General features: G+C 74.9%; 13 protein-coding genes. 9 read left to right on the forward strand and 4 right to left on the reverse strand.

The genetic code is table 11. The features are described from left to right. Positions 1 to 44: 44 nt before the first annotated feature. The 3 genes from ACFYXE_RS23380 to ACFYXE_RS23390 form a co-directional block, all read right to left on the reverse strand. A complete protein-coding gene (locus ACFYXE_RS23380; RefSeq protein WP_389315552.1) occupies positions 45 to 1,265 on the reverse strand; it encodes an MFS transporter in 1,221 nt (406 codons plus the stop codon). A gap of 56 nt (positions 1,266 to 1,321) precedes the next feature. Beyond that, positions 1,322 to 2,161, reverse strand: coding sequence for a Rossmann-like domain-containing protein (locus ACFYXE_RS23385; protein WP_389315221.1), 840 nt, complete (start codon positions 2,159 to 2,161; stop codon positions 1,322 to 1,324). A gap of 67 nt (positions 2,162 to 2,228) precedes the next feature. Then, complete coding sequence (locus ACFYXE_RS23390) at positions 2,229 to 3,221, reverse strand: pyridoxal-phosphate dependent enzyme (protein ID WP_389315223.1); 993 nt, start codon at positions 3,219 to 3,221, stop codon at positions 2,229 to 2,231. A gap of 263 nt (positions 3,222 to 3,484) precedes the next feature. Here ACFYXE_RS23390 and ACFYXE_RS23395 point away from each other — a divergent pair, with 263 nt between their 5' ends. Then, positions 3,485 to 4,420 carry a kinase gene (locus tag ACFYXE_RS23395; RefSeq protein ID WP_389315554.1) on the forward strand — a complete coding sequence of 312 codons (936 nt, stop codon included), beginning with the start codon at positions 3,485 to 3,487 and terminating at the stop codon, positions 4,418 to 4,420. Positions 4,421 to 4,462: 42 nt separating this feature from the next. Here the strand turns inward: ACFYXE_RS23395 and ACFYXE_RS23400 are convergent, their stop codons facing one another. After that, the gene (locus ACFYXE_RS23400) at positions 4,463 to 5,239 is read right to left on the reverse strand and encodes an NAD(P)H-dependent oxidoreductase (RefSeq protein ID WP_389315225.1); all 777 of its coding nucleotides are present in this window, start codon (positions 5,237 to 5,239) and stop codon (positions 4,463 to 4,465) included. A gap of 161 nt (positions 5,240 to 5,400) precedes the next feature. Between ACFYXE_RS23400 and ACFYXE_RS23405 the strand changes: the two genes are divergently transcribed. The 8 genes from ACFYXE_RS23405 (at position 5,401) to ACFYXE_RS23440 (ending at position 15,649) form a co-directional block, all read left to right on the forward strand. Next, a complete protein-coding gene (locus tag ACFYXE_RS23405) occupies positions 5,401 to 5,640 on the forward strand; it encodes a hypothetical protein (protein WP_389315227.1) in 240 nt (79 codons plus the stop codon). Further along, positions 5,640 to 7,955 (forward strand): heavy metal translocating P-type ATPase, encoded by a 2,316-nt coding sequence (locus tag ACFYXE_RS23410; RefSeq protein WP_389315229.1) that lies wholly within the window; start codon positions 5,640 to 5,642, stop codon positions 7,953 to 7,955. Before ACFYXE_RS23405 ends, ACFYXE_RS23410 begins: the two co-directional genes overlap by 1 nt. Then, a complete protein-coding gene (locus tag ACFYXE_RS23415) occupies positions 7,952 to 8,503 on the forward strand; it encodes a copper chaperone PCu(A)C (protein WP_389315231.1) in 552 nt (183 codons plus the stop codon). The genes ACFYXE_RS23410 and ACFYXE_RS23415 overlap by 4 nt, the downstream gene beginning before the upstream one ends. 67 nt (positions 8,504 to 8,570) lie before the next feature. Further along, positions 8,571 to 9,404 carry a M55 family metallopeptidase gene (locus tag ACFYXE_RS23420; RefSeq protein ID WP_389315233.1) on the forward strand — a complete coding sequence of 278 codons (834 nt, stop codon included), beginning with the start codon at positions 8,571 to 8,573 and terminating at the stop codon, positions 9,402 to 9,404. Further along, positions 9,397 to 10,749, forward strand: a complete 1,353-nt coding sequence (locus ACFYXE_RS23425) for a M20/M25/M40 family metallo-hydrolase (protein ID WP_389315235.1) — start codon at positions 9,397 to 9,399, stop codon at positions 10,747 to 10,749. The genes ACFYXE_RS23420 and ACFYXE_RS23425 overlap by 8 nt, the downstream gene beginning before the upstream one ends. A gap of 26 nt (positions 10,750 to 10,775) precedes the next feature. Next, positions 10,776 to 12,761, forward strand: coding sequence for an LpqB family beta-propeller domain-containing protein (locus ACFYXE_RS23430; protein ID WP_389315556.1), 1,986 nt, complete (start codon positions 10,776 to 10,778; stop codon positions 12,759 to 12,761). Further along, positions 12,758 to 13,702 (forward strand): LD-carboxypeptidase, encoded by a 945-nt coding sequence (locus ACFYXE_RS23435; protein ID WP_361175066.1) that lies wholly within the window; start codon positions 12,758 to 12,760, stop codon positions 13,700 to 13,702. Before ACFYXE_RS23430 ends, ACFYXE_RS23435 begins: the two co-directional genes overlap by 4 nt. Positions 13,703 to 13,879: 177 nt before the next feature. Beyond that, a complete protein-coding gene (locus tag ACFYXE_RS23440; protein WP_389315237.1) occupies positions 13,880 to 15,649 on the forward strand; it encodes a CocE/NonD family hydrolase in 1,770 nt (589 codons plus the stop codon). Positions 15,650 to 15,698 lie beyond the last annotated feature (49 nt).

Genomic DNA, 15,698 nt, shown 5'->3' on the forward strand with positions numbered 1-15,698 from the left:
GCGGGGGGTCCGGGCGCCGTCGGGCGGCGCCTGCGCGAGGGCGCTCACGCGGTGTCCGTCCCGGTCGGTGCCCCGGCGGACCGTCCCGCCCGCAGCACCGGCACGGTGGCGCCGAGCGCGACCAGGACCAGGGTGCCGAAGACGACGGCGACGCCGGGGTAGCCGGCCAGGCCGAGACCCGCGCCGCCGAGCGCCGCGCCGGCGAACACGCCGAGGCTCATCCCGGCCGCATTGACGCTCAGCGCCGAGCCGCGCAGGGCGGTCCCGCAGCGCCGTACGAGCAGGCTGACCACGCAGGCGGCGACGATCGCGTGGCTCGCCGCGTGCAGCGCGGTCAGGGCCAGGGCCAGCGGCAGCCAGTGCGTGAAGTAGAAGCCGACGACGGAGACGAGGGCGGCGACGAGTCCGACGGCGAGCATCCGCTCCGTCCCGACGCGCGGCCGGTCGGAGTTGGTGAGCCGCCCGGTGAGGAGGTTGCTGACGAAGAACGACGCGCCGCTCAGCGTCCACACGAACGCGAAGAGCCCGGCGTCGAGGTCGAACCGCTGCTCGTAGAAGGCGGCGAGGTAGGACAGGTACCCCATGAAGACGGCGGTCCGCAGCAGCGCGACGAGCAGCAGCGGCAGCACGCCGCGCACCGCGCCGAGCGCCCGGAAGGAGGCGAGGTAGCCCAGGCGCGGCTCGCGGTCGGCCGCGTCGGCGCCGTCGGGTTCCTGGGCGCGCCGCTTCCTGTGCCGGGCCACGAAGACCGCCGCGAGCAGCAGCGAGACCACGCTCACGCCGAGCAGGTCGCCCTGCCACCCCCAGAACAGCGCGGGCAGGGCGATGACGGGCGCGGCGAGCATGGCGGTCATGGACTGGGTGGCCGTGACCAGCGTCGCCGCGCGCCCGGCCGCCCTGCCGGTGCCGAAGCGGTCGGCGGCCGCCGCGGTCAGCGCCGGGTTCAGGACGGCCGTGCTCGCGCCGATCAGCAGGCAGAACACGGCGAGCAGCGCGAAGTCCCCGGCGGCGCCGAGGGCCGCCGACGCGCCGAGGGCGACGAGTGCCCCGGCCGCCGCCCACTCCTTGGGGACGCGGTCGATGAGCGGGGCGAGCGCGGTGCCGACCAGGAGCGCGGCGAGGCCGCCGAGGCCGCGCAGGCCGCCCATCGCGGCGACGCCGCTGCCCGCCTCGTCGGCGATCGGCACGAGGTACGTGCTGAAGACGGTGAAGGGCAGCAGGCCCACCGCCGAGGCGAGCAGCACGGGCCACAGGGCGCGGGCCATCCGCAGGTCGCCGGGCAGCGCGTCCTGCCCGGCCCTGCCGGTGCCGGTCTCGACGCTCACGCGGCGGCTCCTTCGGTGAGGGTGGCCCGGTAGCGGTACATGGGGGTGGCGTCGGCGCTGAACTGGGAAAAGGTGAACGGCTCCGCGTTCAGGCCGGTGACGCCCGCGCCGAGGAAGGCGCGGGCGACCGCGCTGCCGCTCTGCGCGTACACGACCAGCGGCACGCGGTGCTCGACGCAGTGGCGCAGGATCAGGTCGAAGGTGCCGTTGCTGAGCGTCATGCCGGTGGCGACCACCGCGTCGGCACCGGCGAGGACTTCGGTCATGTCGTCGGTCACGGGATCGCCCCACGCGGTGGTGCGCAGGTTCAGGTCGCAGGGCAGGCAGACGCCGCCCCGCTCCCGTATCGCCGCGACGAGCGGGTTGACCACGCCGATCAGGGCGACGCGGGTGCCGGGCGCGAGGTCGAGGAGGTCGGCGATCGCCGCGTCGCGGGCCTCGGCGCGGACCTCGGGGGTGCCGGTGGGCAGCAGGACGCGCTCGGCGTCGTCGGCGCCGCGGTGCGGGCGCACCCGGGCGAGATACGCGTCGAGGGCGGCGGTGCGCACGGGCGCGGAGGCGTCCCGCAGCAGCTTGTCCAGGGAGTGGCCCGAGGCGTTCTCGCAGAAGCCGGGGGCGAGTTCGCCTGCCTCGAAGGAGCACGCGCCGAAGGAGTCGCCGACGCGCAGCAGCAGGTAGTGGTTGTGGTAGGTGACGTCGCCGCCGGCCAGCCGGGTGGTGTGGTAGAGCCAGAAGGCACTGGTGACGGTGAGGTCGGCCGGGTCGGGGCCGTGCGCGCCCGCGAGGACGGCCTCGGTGAGCTCGGCGACGGTGCGGGGCGGGGTGGGGTGCGGCATGGGGGTCTTCCTGGGTTGCCGGACGGCCGGCGGGTGCCGGAACGGCCGGGGTGAGGGGGCGGGTGGTTCAGCGGCCGGCGGGCGGCCAGGACGTCGTGGACCAGGGGTGCCGGAGCGCGTCGAGCGAGGTGATCTCGTGCGGCTTCAACGTGTCGATGTCGGCGGCCTGTCGATGCCGGGCGTAGGCGCTGTCGACGTAGCGGTGGCCGGTGTCGGCCGCGATGAAGACGGCGGTGCGTGAGGCGTCCCGCAGCCGTTCCCACCGCGCGGCCAGGTGGGCGGCGCCCGCCGAGAGTCCGGCGAAGATGCCGCTGGTGCGCAGCAGGGCGACGGCCCCGGACACGGCACTGTCGAAGTTCACCCAGTGCACGCGGTCGTACAGCTCGTGCCGGACGTTGCGGAAGGCGATGGCGCTGCCGATCCCGGCGATGATCATGTCCGGGTCGGCGACGTGTTCGGAGCCGAAGGTGACGCTGCCGAAGGGCTGCACGCCCACCAGCGACACGTCTCGGCCCGCCGCGCGCAGATAGGTGGCGAGGGCCCCGGTCGAGGCGCCCGACCCGACGCCGCCGACCAGCGTGAGCGGGCCCGCGGGCAGCTCCGCGTCGAGCTCGTCGGCCACCTCGCGGTAGCCGTGGTAGTGGATGTCGTCGTGGTACTGCCGCATCCAGTGGTACGAGGGGTGGGCGGCCAGGATCTCGGCGACGCGCCGCACCCTGGTCTCCTGGTCGAGGCGCAGGTCCCGGGAGGGCGCGACCTGTTCCAGCGTGGCGCCGAGGATCTCCAGCTGCACCCGGGTCGAGCGGTCCACGGTGGTCGAGCCCACGATGTGGCACTTCATCCCGTACCGGTGGCAGGCGAGCGCGAGGGCCTGGGCGTAGATGCCGCTGGAGCTGTCGACGAGGGTGTCGCCGGGCCGGACGGTGCCGGATTCAAGCAGGTGCCGGACGGCCCCGAGGGCCGAGTAGACCTTCATGGTCTCGAACCGGAGGCAGGCCAGATCCGGTGCGAGGGATATGAGGTCGGGTTTCTTCACCGCTTCCGCGATGTGTGCGTGCATGGCTGTGATCCCCCGTGGGGCGGTGCGGGCAGGGCGGGCCCGGGGCGGCTGCGGGCGCTCCCCGGGAACGCCGAGAGCATCACACCAGATGAAAATGATTGTCAAGAGCGGTTAGGCTCGGCGCACTGCTGTCCGCGGGCTGCCGCCGCGTGTGCCGCGTGCCCCGTGCCGCGCACCCGCGGCGGTCGCACCGCGCTGTCGAGAGGAGTCGCGTGAAGCTGATCCAGGAGACCGGGGCCGGGTCCCGCCCGGCGCGTCCGGGGATGCCGCCGGGGGCGGGGGTGGGCACCGCCTTCGGCACCTTCGGCGAGCTGCTCCAGGGCGCGCTGCCGGAGGAGGACGGCGACTTCCTCGTGACGCTGCCCGTCGCCCGCTGGACGATGGCCACCTTCCGGCCCGGCTCGGCGTCGGGCGAGCTGGAGGTCCGGCCCCCGCACAAGACGAAGGCGCTCCGACTGGCCCGGATGATCGCGGACTTGGCGCCCCGGGACGCCGCCGCGCGCGGCGGCGTGCTCACCGTCAGCAGCGTCATTCCCGAGGGCAAGGGGCTCGCCAGCTCGTCCGCCGACCTGGTCGCCACCGCGCGGGCCGTCGGCAGCGCCCTCGGCGTCGCGATGCCGCCCGCCGTGATCGAACACCTGCTGTCCCGCATCGAACCCACCGACGGCGTGCTCTACCCCGCCATCGTCGCCTTCCACCACCGCAGCGTCCGGCTCCGCTCGGTCCTCGGCTCGCTGCCCGCCATGGCGGTCGTCGGCATCGACGAGGGCGGCTCGGTGGACACCGTGGACTTCAACCGCGTCCCGAAACCGTTCACGCCCGCCGACCGGCGCACCTACGCCGACCTGCTCGCCCGCCTCACCCGCGCCGTGCGCCACCGCGACCTCGCGGAGGTCGGCCGGGTCGCCACCCGCAGCGCCCTCATGAACCAACCCCTGCGCCACAAGCGGGCGTTGGAGCCCCTGCGGGCGGTCTGCCGCGAGGTCGGCGGCCTCGGTGTCGCCGTCGGGCACAGCGGGACCACCCTGGGCGTGCTGCTCGACGCCACCGACCCCGCGTACACGCGCCGCGCCACCGACGCGGCGCAGGCGTGCGCGGAGCTCGGGGGCGGGGTCGCGGTGTACCGGACGCTGAGCTTCGGTGCCACCGGGTGTCCGACGGGCGGTCGGCCGCCCTCGGCCGGGGCGCGGGCGCGGTGACTACGGCGGGCCCCCGCCCCGGCCGCCGCTCAGGCCCCCGGCTCAGGCCGCCCGGTGGACGCCGAGGCCGGAGCGGCCGGGCGCGACGTCGGGGCGCAGCACCAACTCCTCGTCGTAGGCGGCGCCCTGCTCGTGGTGGAAGGGCAGCGGCGCCTCGTCGTCCAGGGTGCGCAGCCGCTCCCCGAGCGCCGCCGCGTTCCGCGCGTAGTCCGCGTCCGTGAGGCGGTCCGCGCCGTAGACCACGAACGGCGCGAGCGCGGACATGCCGGTGTACCAGAACGTGCCGTGCAGCAGCGGGAACAGCACCTCGTCCAACTGGCCGTGGATCCCGCGCGGCCCGAAGCCGGACTCGCGCGCGCCGACCGACGTGACGATCAGGGCCCGCTTCCCGGCGAGCCCGCCGTCCCCGTACCGCAGGGTCCGGCCGTCGGGCCCCTTGACGCCGAAACCGAAGCCCTGGACGAGGACACGGTCGAACCAGCCCTTGAGGATCGCGGGCGGCCCGAACCACCACAGGGGGAACTGGAGGACGAGCGTGTCCGCCCAGGCGATCTTCTCCTGCTCACGGCGGATGTCGGGGCTCAACGTCCGCTCCCGGTACGCCCGTTCCTGCTCGGGCCCCACGAAGAGGCGCTCCCGGCCCGGCGCGCCGCCGGTCCCGAAGTCCTCGGCGTCCACCACGGCCTTCCAGCCCATGCGGTACAGGTCCGACGTGCGGTGCTCGTGCCCGTGCGCCGCCAGCGTGCGCAGCCCCTCGGTCATCAGGGAGCCGGCCAGCGAGCGGTGCTCGGGATGTGCGCTGATCCAGAGAATCTTCATGCTCCGATCGTGGGCCGCCGCCCCCGCACGGATCGAGTGGCCAGATGGCCAGGAGGTGCAAGGATCTGGCCACCCGGGAACTCGGTGCCGCCCCGATCCGACTCCTGGAGCGGCGCGGCCCGACCGGTCCGTGCCTCGCACGAGCCGGGAACGGAGCGGTGATGACCGAGGAGACCGGGCACAGGGCCGAGGGCACCGTGCGGAGGTTCGCGCCGCCGCCCGCGCTCTGCGGCTTCCTCCTGCTGCTGGCACTGCTCTTCGCCGTGTCGTACGCCGTGGGCGGCGCCGCGGGGCCGGTCGCCCCCGGCATGCACGAATCGGGGACCGGCCCCGGGCCGGACCCCGGACCCGGCGGCGGGGACGGCGGCGGCATGGGCGGCATGCACGGGAGCGGGCACTGATGGGCACCGGAGCGGCGGACGCCGTCGTCACCACCGACCTCGCCGTCGGCGGCATGACCTGCGCCGCCTGCGTGAACCGGGTCGAGAAGCGGCTCGGCAGGCTCGACGGCGTGAGCGCCACGGTGAACCTCGCGACCGGCCTGGCCCGCGTCAGCCACCCCCCGCACATCACCCCCGACGACCTCGTCGCCTCCGTCGAGCGGGCCGGCTACACGGCCGAACTGCCCGCGCCCCCCGAGGACGAACACCCCGAGGAGGCGACGGAACCGGCGGCGCCCGGCGACCCGGAGGAGCGGCGCCGCGAGTGGCAGCAACTCCTGGTCACCGCGCTGCTCGCGGTGCCCGTCCTGGTCCTGTCCATGGTGCCCGCCCTGCAGTTCCGCAACTGGCAGTGGCTGTGCTTCGCGCTCGCCGCACCGGTCGCCACCTGGGGCTCCTGGCCGTTCCACGTGCGCGCGCTGCGCGGCCTGCGGCACTCCGCGGCGACCATGGACACCCTGGTCTCGCTCGGCGTCGCGGCCTCCTTCGGCTGGTCGGCGTACGCCCTCTTCCTCGGCGGCGCGGGTGTCCCCGGCATGACGATGCCGTTCACCCTGCTGCCCTCCGCGGGCGACGGCACCGCGCACGTCTACCTGGAGGCGGCCGTCGGCGTGCCGCTGTTCGTGCTCACCGGACGGTTCCTGGAGGCGCGCGCCCGGCACGGCACCGGAGCGGCGCTGCGTTCCCTGGCCGGACTCACGGTCAAGGACGTCGCCGTACGCGAGGGCGGCACCGAACGCCTGGTGCCGCTCGGCCGGCTGAGGGCGGATCAGGTCTTCGTCGTGCGGCCCGGCGAACGGGTCGCCACCGACGGCGCCGTGGTGGAGGGCAGCTCCGCCCTGGACCTCTCGCTGGTCACCGGCGAGAGTGAACCCGTCGAGGTCGGGCCGGGCTCCGAGGCCACCGGCGGCGCGGTCAACGCGGGCGGTCTGCTCCTCGTCCGCGCCACCGCCGTCGGCGCGGACACCCGGCTCGCCCGCATCACCCGCATGGTGACGGAGGCCCAGGCGGGCAAGGCGCGGGCCCAGCGGCTCGCCGACGCGGTGGCGGGGGTGTTCGTGCCCGTGGTGCTCTCGCTCGCCGTCACCGTGCTCGGCTTCTGGCTCGGCGCCGGAGCCGACCCGCAGGCCGCCGTCACCGCCTGTGTGGCCGTCCTCGTCGTCGCCTGCCCGTGCGCGCTCGGCCTCGCCACCCCCACGGCCCTGATGGCCGCCACCGGCCGGGGCGCCCAGCTCGGTGTCCTGGTCCGCGGCCCGCAGGCCCTTGAAGCGCTGCGGCACATCGACACCGTCGTCCTGGACAAGACCGGCACCCTCACCACCGGACACATGAGCGTCACCGCGGTCACGGCGGCGCCCGACGGCATCGGCGAGACGGCGGCCCTGCGGCTCGCCGCGGCCGTCGAACGGGGCTCGGAACACCCGCTCGGCCGGGCGATCACCGCGTACGCCCGGCGCACCCGGCCCGGGGAGACGCCCCCGGCCGTACGGGAGTTCCGCGCCCTGCCCGGCCAGGGCGTCCGCGGCGAGGTGGAGGGGCACCTCGTGGAGGTCCGCGAGCCGGGCGACACGCCGACCGGCCCGCTCGGCGACGCCCTCGCGGCGGCCGAGACCGCCGCGCACACCCCCGTCCTGGTCCGGGTCGACGGCGTGCCCCAGGCGGTCATCGCGGTCGGCGACCCGGTGCGGCCCGGCAGCTACCGCGCCGTGGACCGGCTGCGCCGCCTGGGCGTCCGCCCGGTCCTCGCCACCGGAGACCGCACGGCCACCGCCCGCGCCGTCGCCGCGGCCCTCGGCATCGACGACGTGCACGCCCGCTGCACCCCCGAGGACAAGGCCGCGCTGGTCCGGGAGGAGAAGGCGCGCGGCCGCCGGGTCGCGGTCATCGGCGACGGCGTGAACGACGCGGCGGCGCTGGCCGGCGCCGACCTCGGCATCGCCATGGGCGGCGGCACCGACGTGGCGATCGGCGCCGCCGACGTGACGCTGGTGCGCGGTGACATCGAGGCCGTCGCGGACGCGGTCCGCCTGGCCCGGCGCACCCTCGCCACGATCCGCACCAACCTCGCCTGGGCCTTCGGCTACAACGCCGTGACCGTGCCGCTCGCCGCGGTGGGCCTGCTCAATCCGATGGTCGCCGCCGCGGCGATGTCGGCCAGCTCGCTGCTGGTCGTCGGCAACAGCCTGCGGCTGCGCACCTGGCGGCCGGCCCGCGGCCCCGCACCGGGCGGCCCACGGCGCGGCGCGGCGCGCGGCACGCGGGGAGGCACCCGATGACCGACGCCACCGACCGGACGTACGAAGCACACCCCTGGCGCCCCTCCCGGCGCCGGATCCGGGACGCCCTCGACGCCGCCCTCATGCCCGTCGCGGCCTGCGCCGTCGCCCTCGGCGTGCTGACCACGTGGACGGCGTCCGGCGCCGCGGGCAGCCCCGCACGCGTCGAGGTCGTGGGCGGCACGGTCTTCCTGCCGTACGGCGACACCGAGGACACCGCCGCGTTCTTCCGCATCACCAACACCGGAGGCTCCGACGACCGGTTGACCAAGGTGACGTCGCCGGCCTTCGACGACGTGATGCTGGGACGGCACACGACCACCGGCCGCGCGGCCGCCTCGATGCGCATGGTGGACTCCGCCGCGGTCCCGGCGGGCGAGGGCCTCACCATGTCCCCGTACGGCCTGGACGTCATGGCGACCCTGCGCGCGCCGCTGCGCCTGGGCGAGCGGGTCCCGTTCGTCCTGACCTTCCGGCACGGCGGGAGCGTGCGCACCCAGGCGGTCGTGATCCGACCGGCCGTCCCGCCCGGCACGCCCGCCCGCTAGATTCCCGGACCGGCCGGTCGGGATGCTTCCTGGTCGCCTCGTTCATTCGCGCGTAACGTGGCGCGGCATGAAGATCCTCATCAGCGCCGACATGGAGGGCGCGACGGGAGTGACCTGGCCCGCCGACGTGCTGCCCGGGACCGCCCAGTGGGAGCGGTGCCGGGCGATGTTCACCTCGGACGTCAACGCCGCCGTGCGCGGCTTCTTCGACGGCGGCGCCGACGAGGTCCTCATCAACGAGGCGCACTGGACCATGCGCAATCTGCTGCTGGAGCAGCTGGACGAGCGGGCCGAGATGCTCACCGGACGGCACAAGTCCCTCTCCATGGTGGAGGGCGTGCAGCACGGCGACGTGGACGGCATCGCGTTCCTCGGCTACCACGCGGGCGCCGGGATGGAGGGCGTCCTCGCCCACACCTACCTCGCCAACCAGATCACCGGCGTCTGGGTGAACGGCGTACGGGCCAGCGAGGGCCTGCTCAACGCGCACGTCGTCGCCGAGTACGGCGTCCCCGTGGTCCTCGTCACCGGCGACGACCTGGCCTGCGAGGACGCCCTCGGGTACGCGCCGGGCGCGCTGAAGGTCGCGGTCAAGGACCACGTGTCGCGCTACGCGGCGGTCTGCCGCCCCCCGGCCCGCACCGCCTCCGACATCCGGGCCGCCGCCAAGGACGCCGCCGGGCTGGCCGTGCGGCACGCGCCGGTGGACGCCGGTCCGTTCACCGTCGAGGCCGAGTTCGACGCCGCGCACCTGTCGATGGCCGCCACCGTGGTGCCGGGCGTGCGCCGTACGGGGGAGCGGACGGTCGCCTACGACAGCGCGACCATGTACGAGGGGATCCGTACCTTCAAGGCGGTTACGACGATCGCCTCTGCCGCCGTGGAGGAGCAGTATGGCTAGCCAGCAGCAGGAACAGGAGCCCGCGGGCCAGGTGGACGCGCGGGCGCTCGACGAGGTCGTGACGTTCACCTCCGAGCTGATCCGCATCGACACCACCAACCGGGGCGGCGGCGACTGCCGCGAGCGGCCCGCCGCCGAGTACGCCGCCGAACGCCTCGCCGGGGCCGGTCTGGAGCCGACGCTCCTGGAGCGCACCCCGGGCCGCACGAACGTCGTCGCCCGCATCGAGGGCACCGACCCCTCGGCCGACGCCCTGCTGGTCCACGGCCACGTGGACGTCGTGCCCGCCGAGGCCGCCGACTGGAGCGTGCACCCCTTCTCCGGCGAGGTGCGCGACGGCGTCGTGTGGGGCCGCGGCGCCATCGACATGAAGAACATGGACGCGATGATCCTGTCGGTCGTACGCCACTGGGCGCGCACCGGCACGCGTCCCCGGCGCGACCTCGTGATCGCCTTCACCGCCGACGAGGAGGCCAGCGCCGTCGACGGCTCCGGATTCCTCGCCGACCGGCACGCGGCGCTCTTCGAGGGCTGCACGGAAGGCATCAGCGAGTCGGGCGCCTTCACCTTCCACGACGGGCGCGGCAATCAGATCTACCCGATCGCGGCGGGGGAGCGCGGCACCGGCTGGCTCAAGCTGACCGCGCGCGGCAAGGCGGGCCACGGCTCCAAGGTCAACCACGCCAACGCCGTGAGCCGCCTGGCCGGCGCCATCGCCCGCATCGGCGAGCACCGCTGGCCGGTCCGGCTCACCCCGACCGTGCGCGCCTCCCTCGTCGAACTGGCCACGCTCTACGGCCTGGAGACCGATCCGGAGGCCCCCGGGTTCGACGTGGACGCCCTCCTGGAGAAGCTCGGCACGACCGCCGACCTCGTCGCGCCGACCGTCCGCAACAGCGCCAACCCGACGATGCTGCAGTCGGGTTACAAGGTGAACGTGATCCCCGGCGAGGCCGTCGCCTACGTCGACGGACGCTTCCTGCCCGGCGGCGAGGACGAATTCCGTCGCACGCTTGACCGACTCACCGGCCCTGACGTCGACTGGGAGTTCCACCACCGCGAGGTGGCGCTGCAGGCGCCGGTCGGCTCGCCCACCTACCGCCGGATGCGGGCGGCCGTCGAGGAGTTCGCACCGGAGGGACACGTCGTGCCGTACTGCATGTCGGGGGGAACCGACGCCAAGCAGTTCTCGCGGCTCGGCATCACCGGCTACGGCTTCTCGCCGCTGCGGACCCCGGAGGGCTTCGACTACCAGGCGCTCTTCCACGGCGTGGACGAGTGCGTCCCCGTCGACGCGCTGCACTTCGGCGTCCGCGTCCTCGACCGCTTTCTGCGTACGGCCTAGCAAAAATGGGGGAAGAGAAGGACATGATGCAGACCCGGCCCTACGGCTCCTGGCCGTCGCCGATCGACGCCGCACTCGCCGCCGCCCACGACGGCGCCCCGGGGTACGTGGGCTTCGTCGGCGACGAGACCTGGTGGACCGAGCCACGGCCCACCGAGGCGGGCCGGCGCGCGCTGGTCCGGCGGCTGCCCGACGGCACGGAGCACACGGTGCTGCCCGCGCCGTGGAACGCCCGCACCCGCGTCGTGGAGTACGGCGGCCGCCCCTGGGCGGGCACCGCACGCCCCGAGGGCCCGCTGGTGGTCTTCGCCGACTTCGCCGACCAGCGCCTGTACGCCTACGAGCCGGACGCCCCCGACGCCGCGCCGAGACCCCTGACCCCGGTCTCCGGCGTGGGCGGCGGGCTGCGCTGGGCCGACCCGGTGCTGCGCCCGGACCGCGGCGAGGTCTGGTGCGTCCTGGAGGAGTTCACCGGGGACGCGCCCACCGACGTGCGGCGCGTCATCGCCGCGGTGCCGCTCGACGGCTCGGCGGCCGGGGACCGCGGCGCCGTGCGCGAACTGTCCGAGGACCGGCACCGGTTCGTCACCGGCCCGCGCCTGTCGCCCGACGGCACCCGCGCCGCCTGGGTCGCCTGGGACCACCCCCGCATGCCGTGGGACGGCACCGAGCTGATGCTCGCCGACGTGCGCGCGGACGGCACCTTCGGCGCGGCCCGCACCTTCGCGGGCGGCCCCGAGGAGTCGATCGTGCAGGTCGAGTGGGCCCACGACGGACGGCTGCTGTTCTCCAGCGACCGCACCGGCTGGTGGAACCTCTACCGCGCCGACCCGGACGACCCGGCCGGGGTCCGGCCGCTCTGCCCCCGCCAGGAGGAGTTCGCCGGGCCGCTGTGGCAGGTCGGCCTGAACTGGTTCGCGCCGCTGGACAGCGGCCTGGTCGCCGTCGTGCACGGCAAGGGCGCCACCGCGCTCGGGATACTCGACCCCGAGACGGGCGAGGTCGTGGACGCGGCGGGGCCCTGGACGGAGTGGGCCGCCACCGTCGCCGCGCACGGATCGCGCGTGGTCGGCGTCGCCGCGAGCCCGCGCAGTGCCTACGAAGTCGTGGAACTGGACACGTGCACCGGCCGCGCCCGCGTCGTCGGCGCCGCCCACGACGACCCGGTGGACCCCACGTACTACCCGGAACCGCAGATCCGCACCTTCTACGGACCGGCCGGCCGCGAGGTCCACGCGCACATCTACCCGCCGCACCACCCCGACCACATCGCCTCCGACCAGGAGCTCCCGCCGTACGTGGTGTGGGCGCACGGCGGCCCCACCGGCCGCTCGCCGCTCGTCCTGGACCTGGCCATCGCCTACTTCACCTCGCGCGGCATCGGCGTCGCCGAGGTCAACTACGGCGGCTCCACCGGGTACGGACGCGCCTACCGCAACCGGCTGCGCGAACAGTGGGGCATCGGCGACGTCGAGGACTGCGCCGCCGTCGCGCTCGCCCTCGCCGACGAGGGCACCGCGGACCGCGCCCGGCTCGCCGTGCGCGGCGGCAGCGCCGGGGGATGGACCACCGCCGTCTCCCTGACCAGCACCGACGTCTACGCCTGCGGCACGGTCGTCTACCCCGTGCTCGACCTCGCCGCGTTCGCCTCGGGGGAGACCCACGACCTCGAATCGCGCTACCTGGACTCGCTCGTCGGCCCGCTCGACGAGGTCCCCGGGCGGTACGCGGAGCGCTCGCCGGTGCACCACGCCGAGCTGATCACCGTGCCGTTCCTGCTGCTCCAGGGCCTCGACGACGTCGTCTGCCCGCCCGCGCAGGCCGAACGCCTCCTCGCCAGGATGGAGGGCCGCGGCATCCCGCACGCGTACATCGCCTTCGAGGGCGAGGGGCACGGATTCCGCCGCGCCGAGACGATGGTCCGCGCCCTGGAGGCGGAACTGTCCCTGTACGCCCAGGTGTTCCGGATCGACCTCGCCGGCCCCCCGCCGGTCCTGGAGCTCGGCAAGTGAGACCGCTCGTACGGCCCGCGCGCCTGAGACCCGGCGCGCGGGTGGCCGTCGTCGCCCCGAGCGGCCCGGTCCCCGACACCGGCCTGGAGGCGGGCCTCGACGTCCTGCGCGGCTGGGACCTCGACCCTGTCGTCCTGCCCCATGTGCGCGACCGCCACCGGGAGTTCGACTACCTCGCGGGCGCCGACGCCGACCGCGCCCGCGACCTGGAGCAGGCCTGGTGCGACCCGACGGTGGCCGCCGTGTTCTGCGCCCGGGGCGGATACGGCGCCCAGCGGATGGTGGACCTCGTCGACTGGGCGGCCCTGCGGGCGGCCACCCGGGCGCACGGCCCCAAGGTGTTCGTCGGCTACAGCGACATCACCGCACTGCACGAGGCCTTCGCCACCCGCGTGGGCGTCGCCACCCTGCACGGCCCGATGGCGGCCGTGTCCGGTTTCCTGAAGAACGCCCCGGCCCAGGAGCACCTGCGGACCACGCTCTTCACGCCCGAGGACGCCCGGGTGGTGCGGGCCGTGTCCCCGCACGCGGCACCGCTGGTCGGCGGCCGGGCCAGAGGGGTCACGTTCGGCGGCTGCGTGTCGCTGCTCGCCGCGGAGCTCGGCACGCCGGGGGCGCGGGCCTCCGCGCGCGGCGGGCTGCTCTTCGTGGAGGACATCGGCGAGGAGGCGTACCGCCTGGACCGGATCCTCACCCAGCTCCTGCGCGCCGGATGGCTCGACGGCGTCGCGGGGATCGCGCTCGGCTCGTGGGAGGAGTGCGGGACCCGCGAGGAGCTGCGGGCGCTGTTCGCGGACCGGCTGGGCGGTCTCGGTGTGCCCGTCGCCGAGGAGTTCGGGTTCGGGCACTGCGAGGGGGCACTGACGGTGCCGTTCGGCGCGGCGGGCGAACTGGACGCGGACGCCGGGACGTTGACGCTGGACGAGCCCGCGCTCGGCTAGCGCCGTCGGCCGCCCCGGCCGCGTCCGGCCTTCACGGAATCTTCCGGCGGAAACCGCTGTCACGGTCGTTGACCTTCGTATGACACGTGTCACAACATGACCTCGGCCAGTACTTACCGGTCGGTAGTCGCCTGGCGCCCGCACCAGCCGTCGGCAGTCCTCAGCGTGGAGGTCCCCTTGTCCCGTCGCCGTGCCCTGACCCTCGCCACCGCGGCGGCGCTCGCCGCGCCGCTCGCGCTCGCCGCCCCCGCCCCGGCGGGCGCGGCGGCCCCGTACACCGTCACCGCACTGAAGTTCACCGTCCAGGCGGGCGGCAGGAACTGCACCGTCGACGCCGACCTGTACCGGCCCGCCGGGGTCGACGCCGCGCACCCCGCGCCCGCCGTGCTCTCCACCAACGGCTTCGGCGGCAGCAAGTCCGACGGGTCGACCGCCGCGGTCGGCAAGGCGTTCGCCGAGCGCGGCTACGTCTCGCTGGTCTACTCGGGGCTCGGCTTCGGCACGTCGGGCTGCCTGATCTCCCTGGACGACCCGGAGATCGACGGCCGGGCCGCCGGCGGCCTGATCGACTTCCTCGGCGGCAAGCGGGCCGCCGACGACGGCACCCGCGCCGACTACGTCACCGCCGACGCCGAGGGCGACCCGCGCGTCGGGATGATCGGCGGCTCGTACGGCGGGGCCGTCCAGCTGGCGACGGCCGCCGTGGACCACCGCGTCGACGCCCTCGTCCCGATGATCACCTGGAACGACCTGGCGTACTCGCTCGACCCCAACAACGCCGACGACCGCGCCGTCCCCGGCGCCGCCAAATGGCAGTGGATGAACGGTTTCTACCTCATCGGCGAGGGCCAGCCGCTGCTCGTGCCGAGCCTGGACCCCTCGCGCATCAACGCCCTGGGCTGCCTGCACTTCGTCACCCGCGCCTGCGACACCATCCGCACCCTGAACTCGGGGCGCTACCCGGCGGACCGGACCGAGGCCCTGCAGCGGTTCGCGCGCGGCGTGTCCCCGGTCTCCTACCTGAGCAAGGTCAAGGCGCCCACGCTCCTGGTGCAGGGCCAGGCCGACAGCCTCTTCAACCTGAACGAGGCCGAGGCGACCTACCGGACCCTGACCGCGCAGGGCACCACCGCCAGGATGATCTGGCAGTCCTGGGGCCACAGCGGCGGCATGGACGACCCGGCGAGCGGCGAACTGAACCTCGGTGCGGGAAACCTGGAGACGTCGTACGTGGGCCGGCGCATCCTCGCCTGGTTCGACCGCTATCTGCACCACGACGGGAGCGCCGACACCGGACCCGCCTTCGCCTACTACCGCGACTGGATCGGCGACCCGGACGGCACCTACGCCACCGCCGACCGGGTCCCCGCCCCCGACCACAGGCTGTACCTGTCCGGCGACGGCAAACTCGTCGACAACCGCGCCAAGGTGGCGCGCGGCAGCCGTGAGTACCGCAACCTGCTCATCCCCACCAGCCACTCGGAGTCCTCGCTCGCCGGGATGATCGGCCTGCCCGACCCGGCGCCGCACGACACCAAGGGCACCTACCTCGACTGGACGACCGAGCCCCTGGCCGACGCCCTGGACGTCGTCGGCGTGCCCCGCGCCACCCTCAGGGTGGTCTCGCCGCGGACCGAGCGCGTCCAGCACTCCGGCGACGCGGCCGACAAGCTCGTCCTCTTCGCCAAGCTGTACGACGTCGCGCCCGACGGCAAGAAGACGCTCGTGCACCGGCTCGTCGCGCCGGTCCGGGTGCCGGACGTGACCAAGCCCTTCACGCTCTCCCTGCCCGGCATCGTGCACCGCTACGAGAAGGGGCACCGGCTGCGGTTCGTGGTCGCCGCGAGCGACGGCGCGTACGGCGGCAACCGGGGCGTCAAGCCCGTCACGGTGACCAGCGCGCCCGAGGACACCGGCGTCCTCGACCTGCCGGTCGTCCGCCCCTGACCCACGCCCCTGCGTCACCCGTACGGCCCACCGACCCGACCCGGAGGCA

It is taken from the genome of Streptomyces sp. NPDC002564 (assembly GCF_042889645.1).
GTDB lineage: Bacteria > Actinomycetota > Actinomycetes > Streptomycetales > Streptomycetaceae > Streptomyces.

Bases quoted from the DNA above. Each gene is read 5' to 3' on its own strand.
- ACFYXE_RS23405 (WP_389315227.1), top strand. From the start codon at position 5,401: ATGACCGAGGAGACCGGGCACAGGGCCGAGGGCACCGTGCGGAGGTTC.
- ACFYXE_RS23380 (WP_389315552.1), bottom strand. From the start codon at position 1,265: ATGGCCCGCGCCCTGTGGCCCGTGCTGCTCGCCTCGGCGGTGGGCCTG.
- ACFYXE_RS23425 (WP_389315235.1), top strand. From the start codon at position 9,397: ATGGCTAGCCAGCAGCAGGAACAGGAGCCCGCGGGCCAGGTGGACGCG.
- ACFYXE_RS23410 (WP_389315229.1), top strand. From the start codon at position 5,640: ATGGGCACCGGAGCGGCGGACGCCGTCGTCACCACCGACCTCGCCGTC.
- ACFYXE_RS23420 (WP_389315233.1), top strand. From the start codon at position 8,571: ATGAAGATCCTCATCAGCGCCGACATGGAGGGCGCGACGGGAGTGACC.
- ACFYXE_RS23390 (WP_389315223.1), bottom strand. From the start codon at position 3,221: ATGCACGCACACATCGCGGAAGCGGTGAAGAAACCCGACCTCATATCC.
- ACFYXE_RS23385 (WP_389315221.1), bottom strand. From the start codon at position 2,161: ATGCCGCACCCCACCCCGCCCCGCACCGTCGCCGAGCTCACCGAGGCC.
- ACFYXE_RS23430 (WP_389315556.1), top strand. From the start codon at position 10,776: ATGCAGACCCGGCCCTACGGCTCCTGGCCGTCGCCGATCGACGCCGCA.
- ACFYXE_RS23415 (WP_389315231.1), top strand. From the start codon at position 7,952: ATGACCGACGCCACCGACCGGACGTACGAAGCACACCCCTGGCGCCCC.
- ACFYXE_RS23395 (WP_389315554.1), top strand. From the start codon at position 3,485: ATGCCGCCGGGGGCGGGGGTGGGCACCGCCTTCGGCACCTTCGGCGAG.
- ACFYXE_RS23400 (WP_389315225.1), bottom strand. From the start codon at position 5,239: ATGAAGATTCTCTGGATCAGCGCACATCCCGAGCACCGCTCGCTGGCC.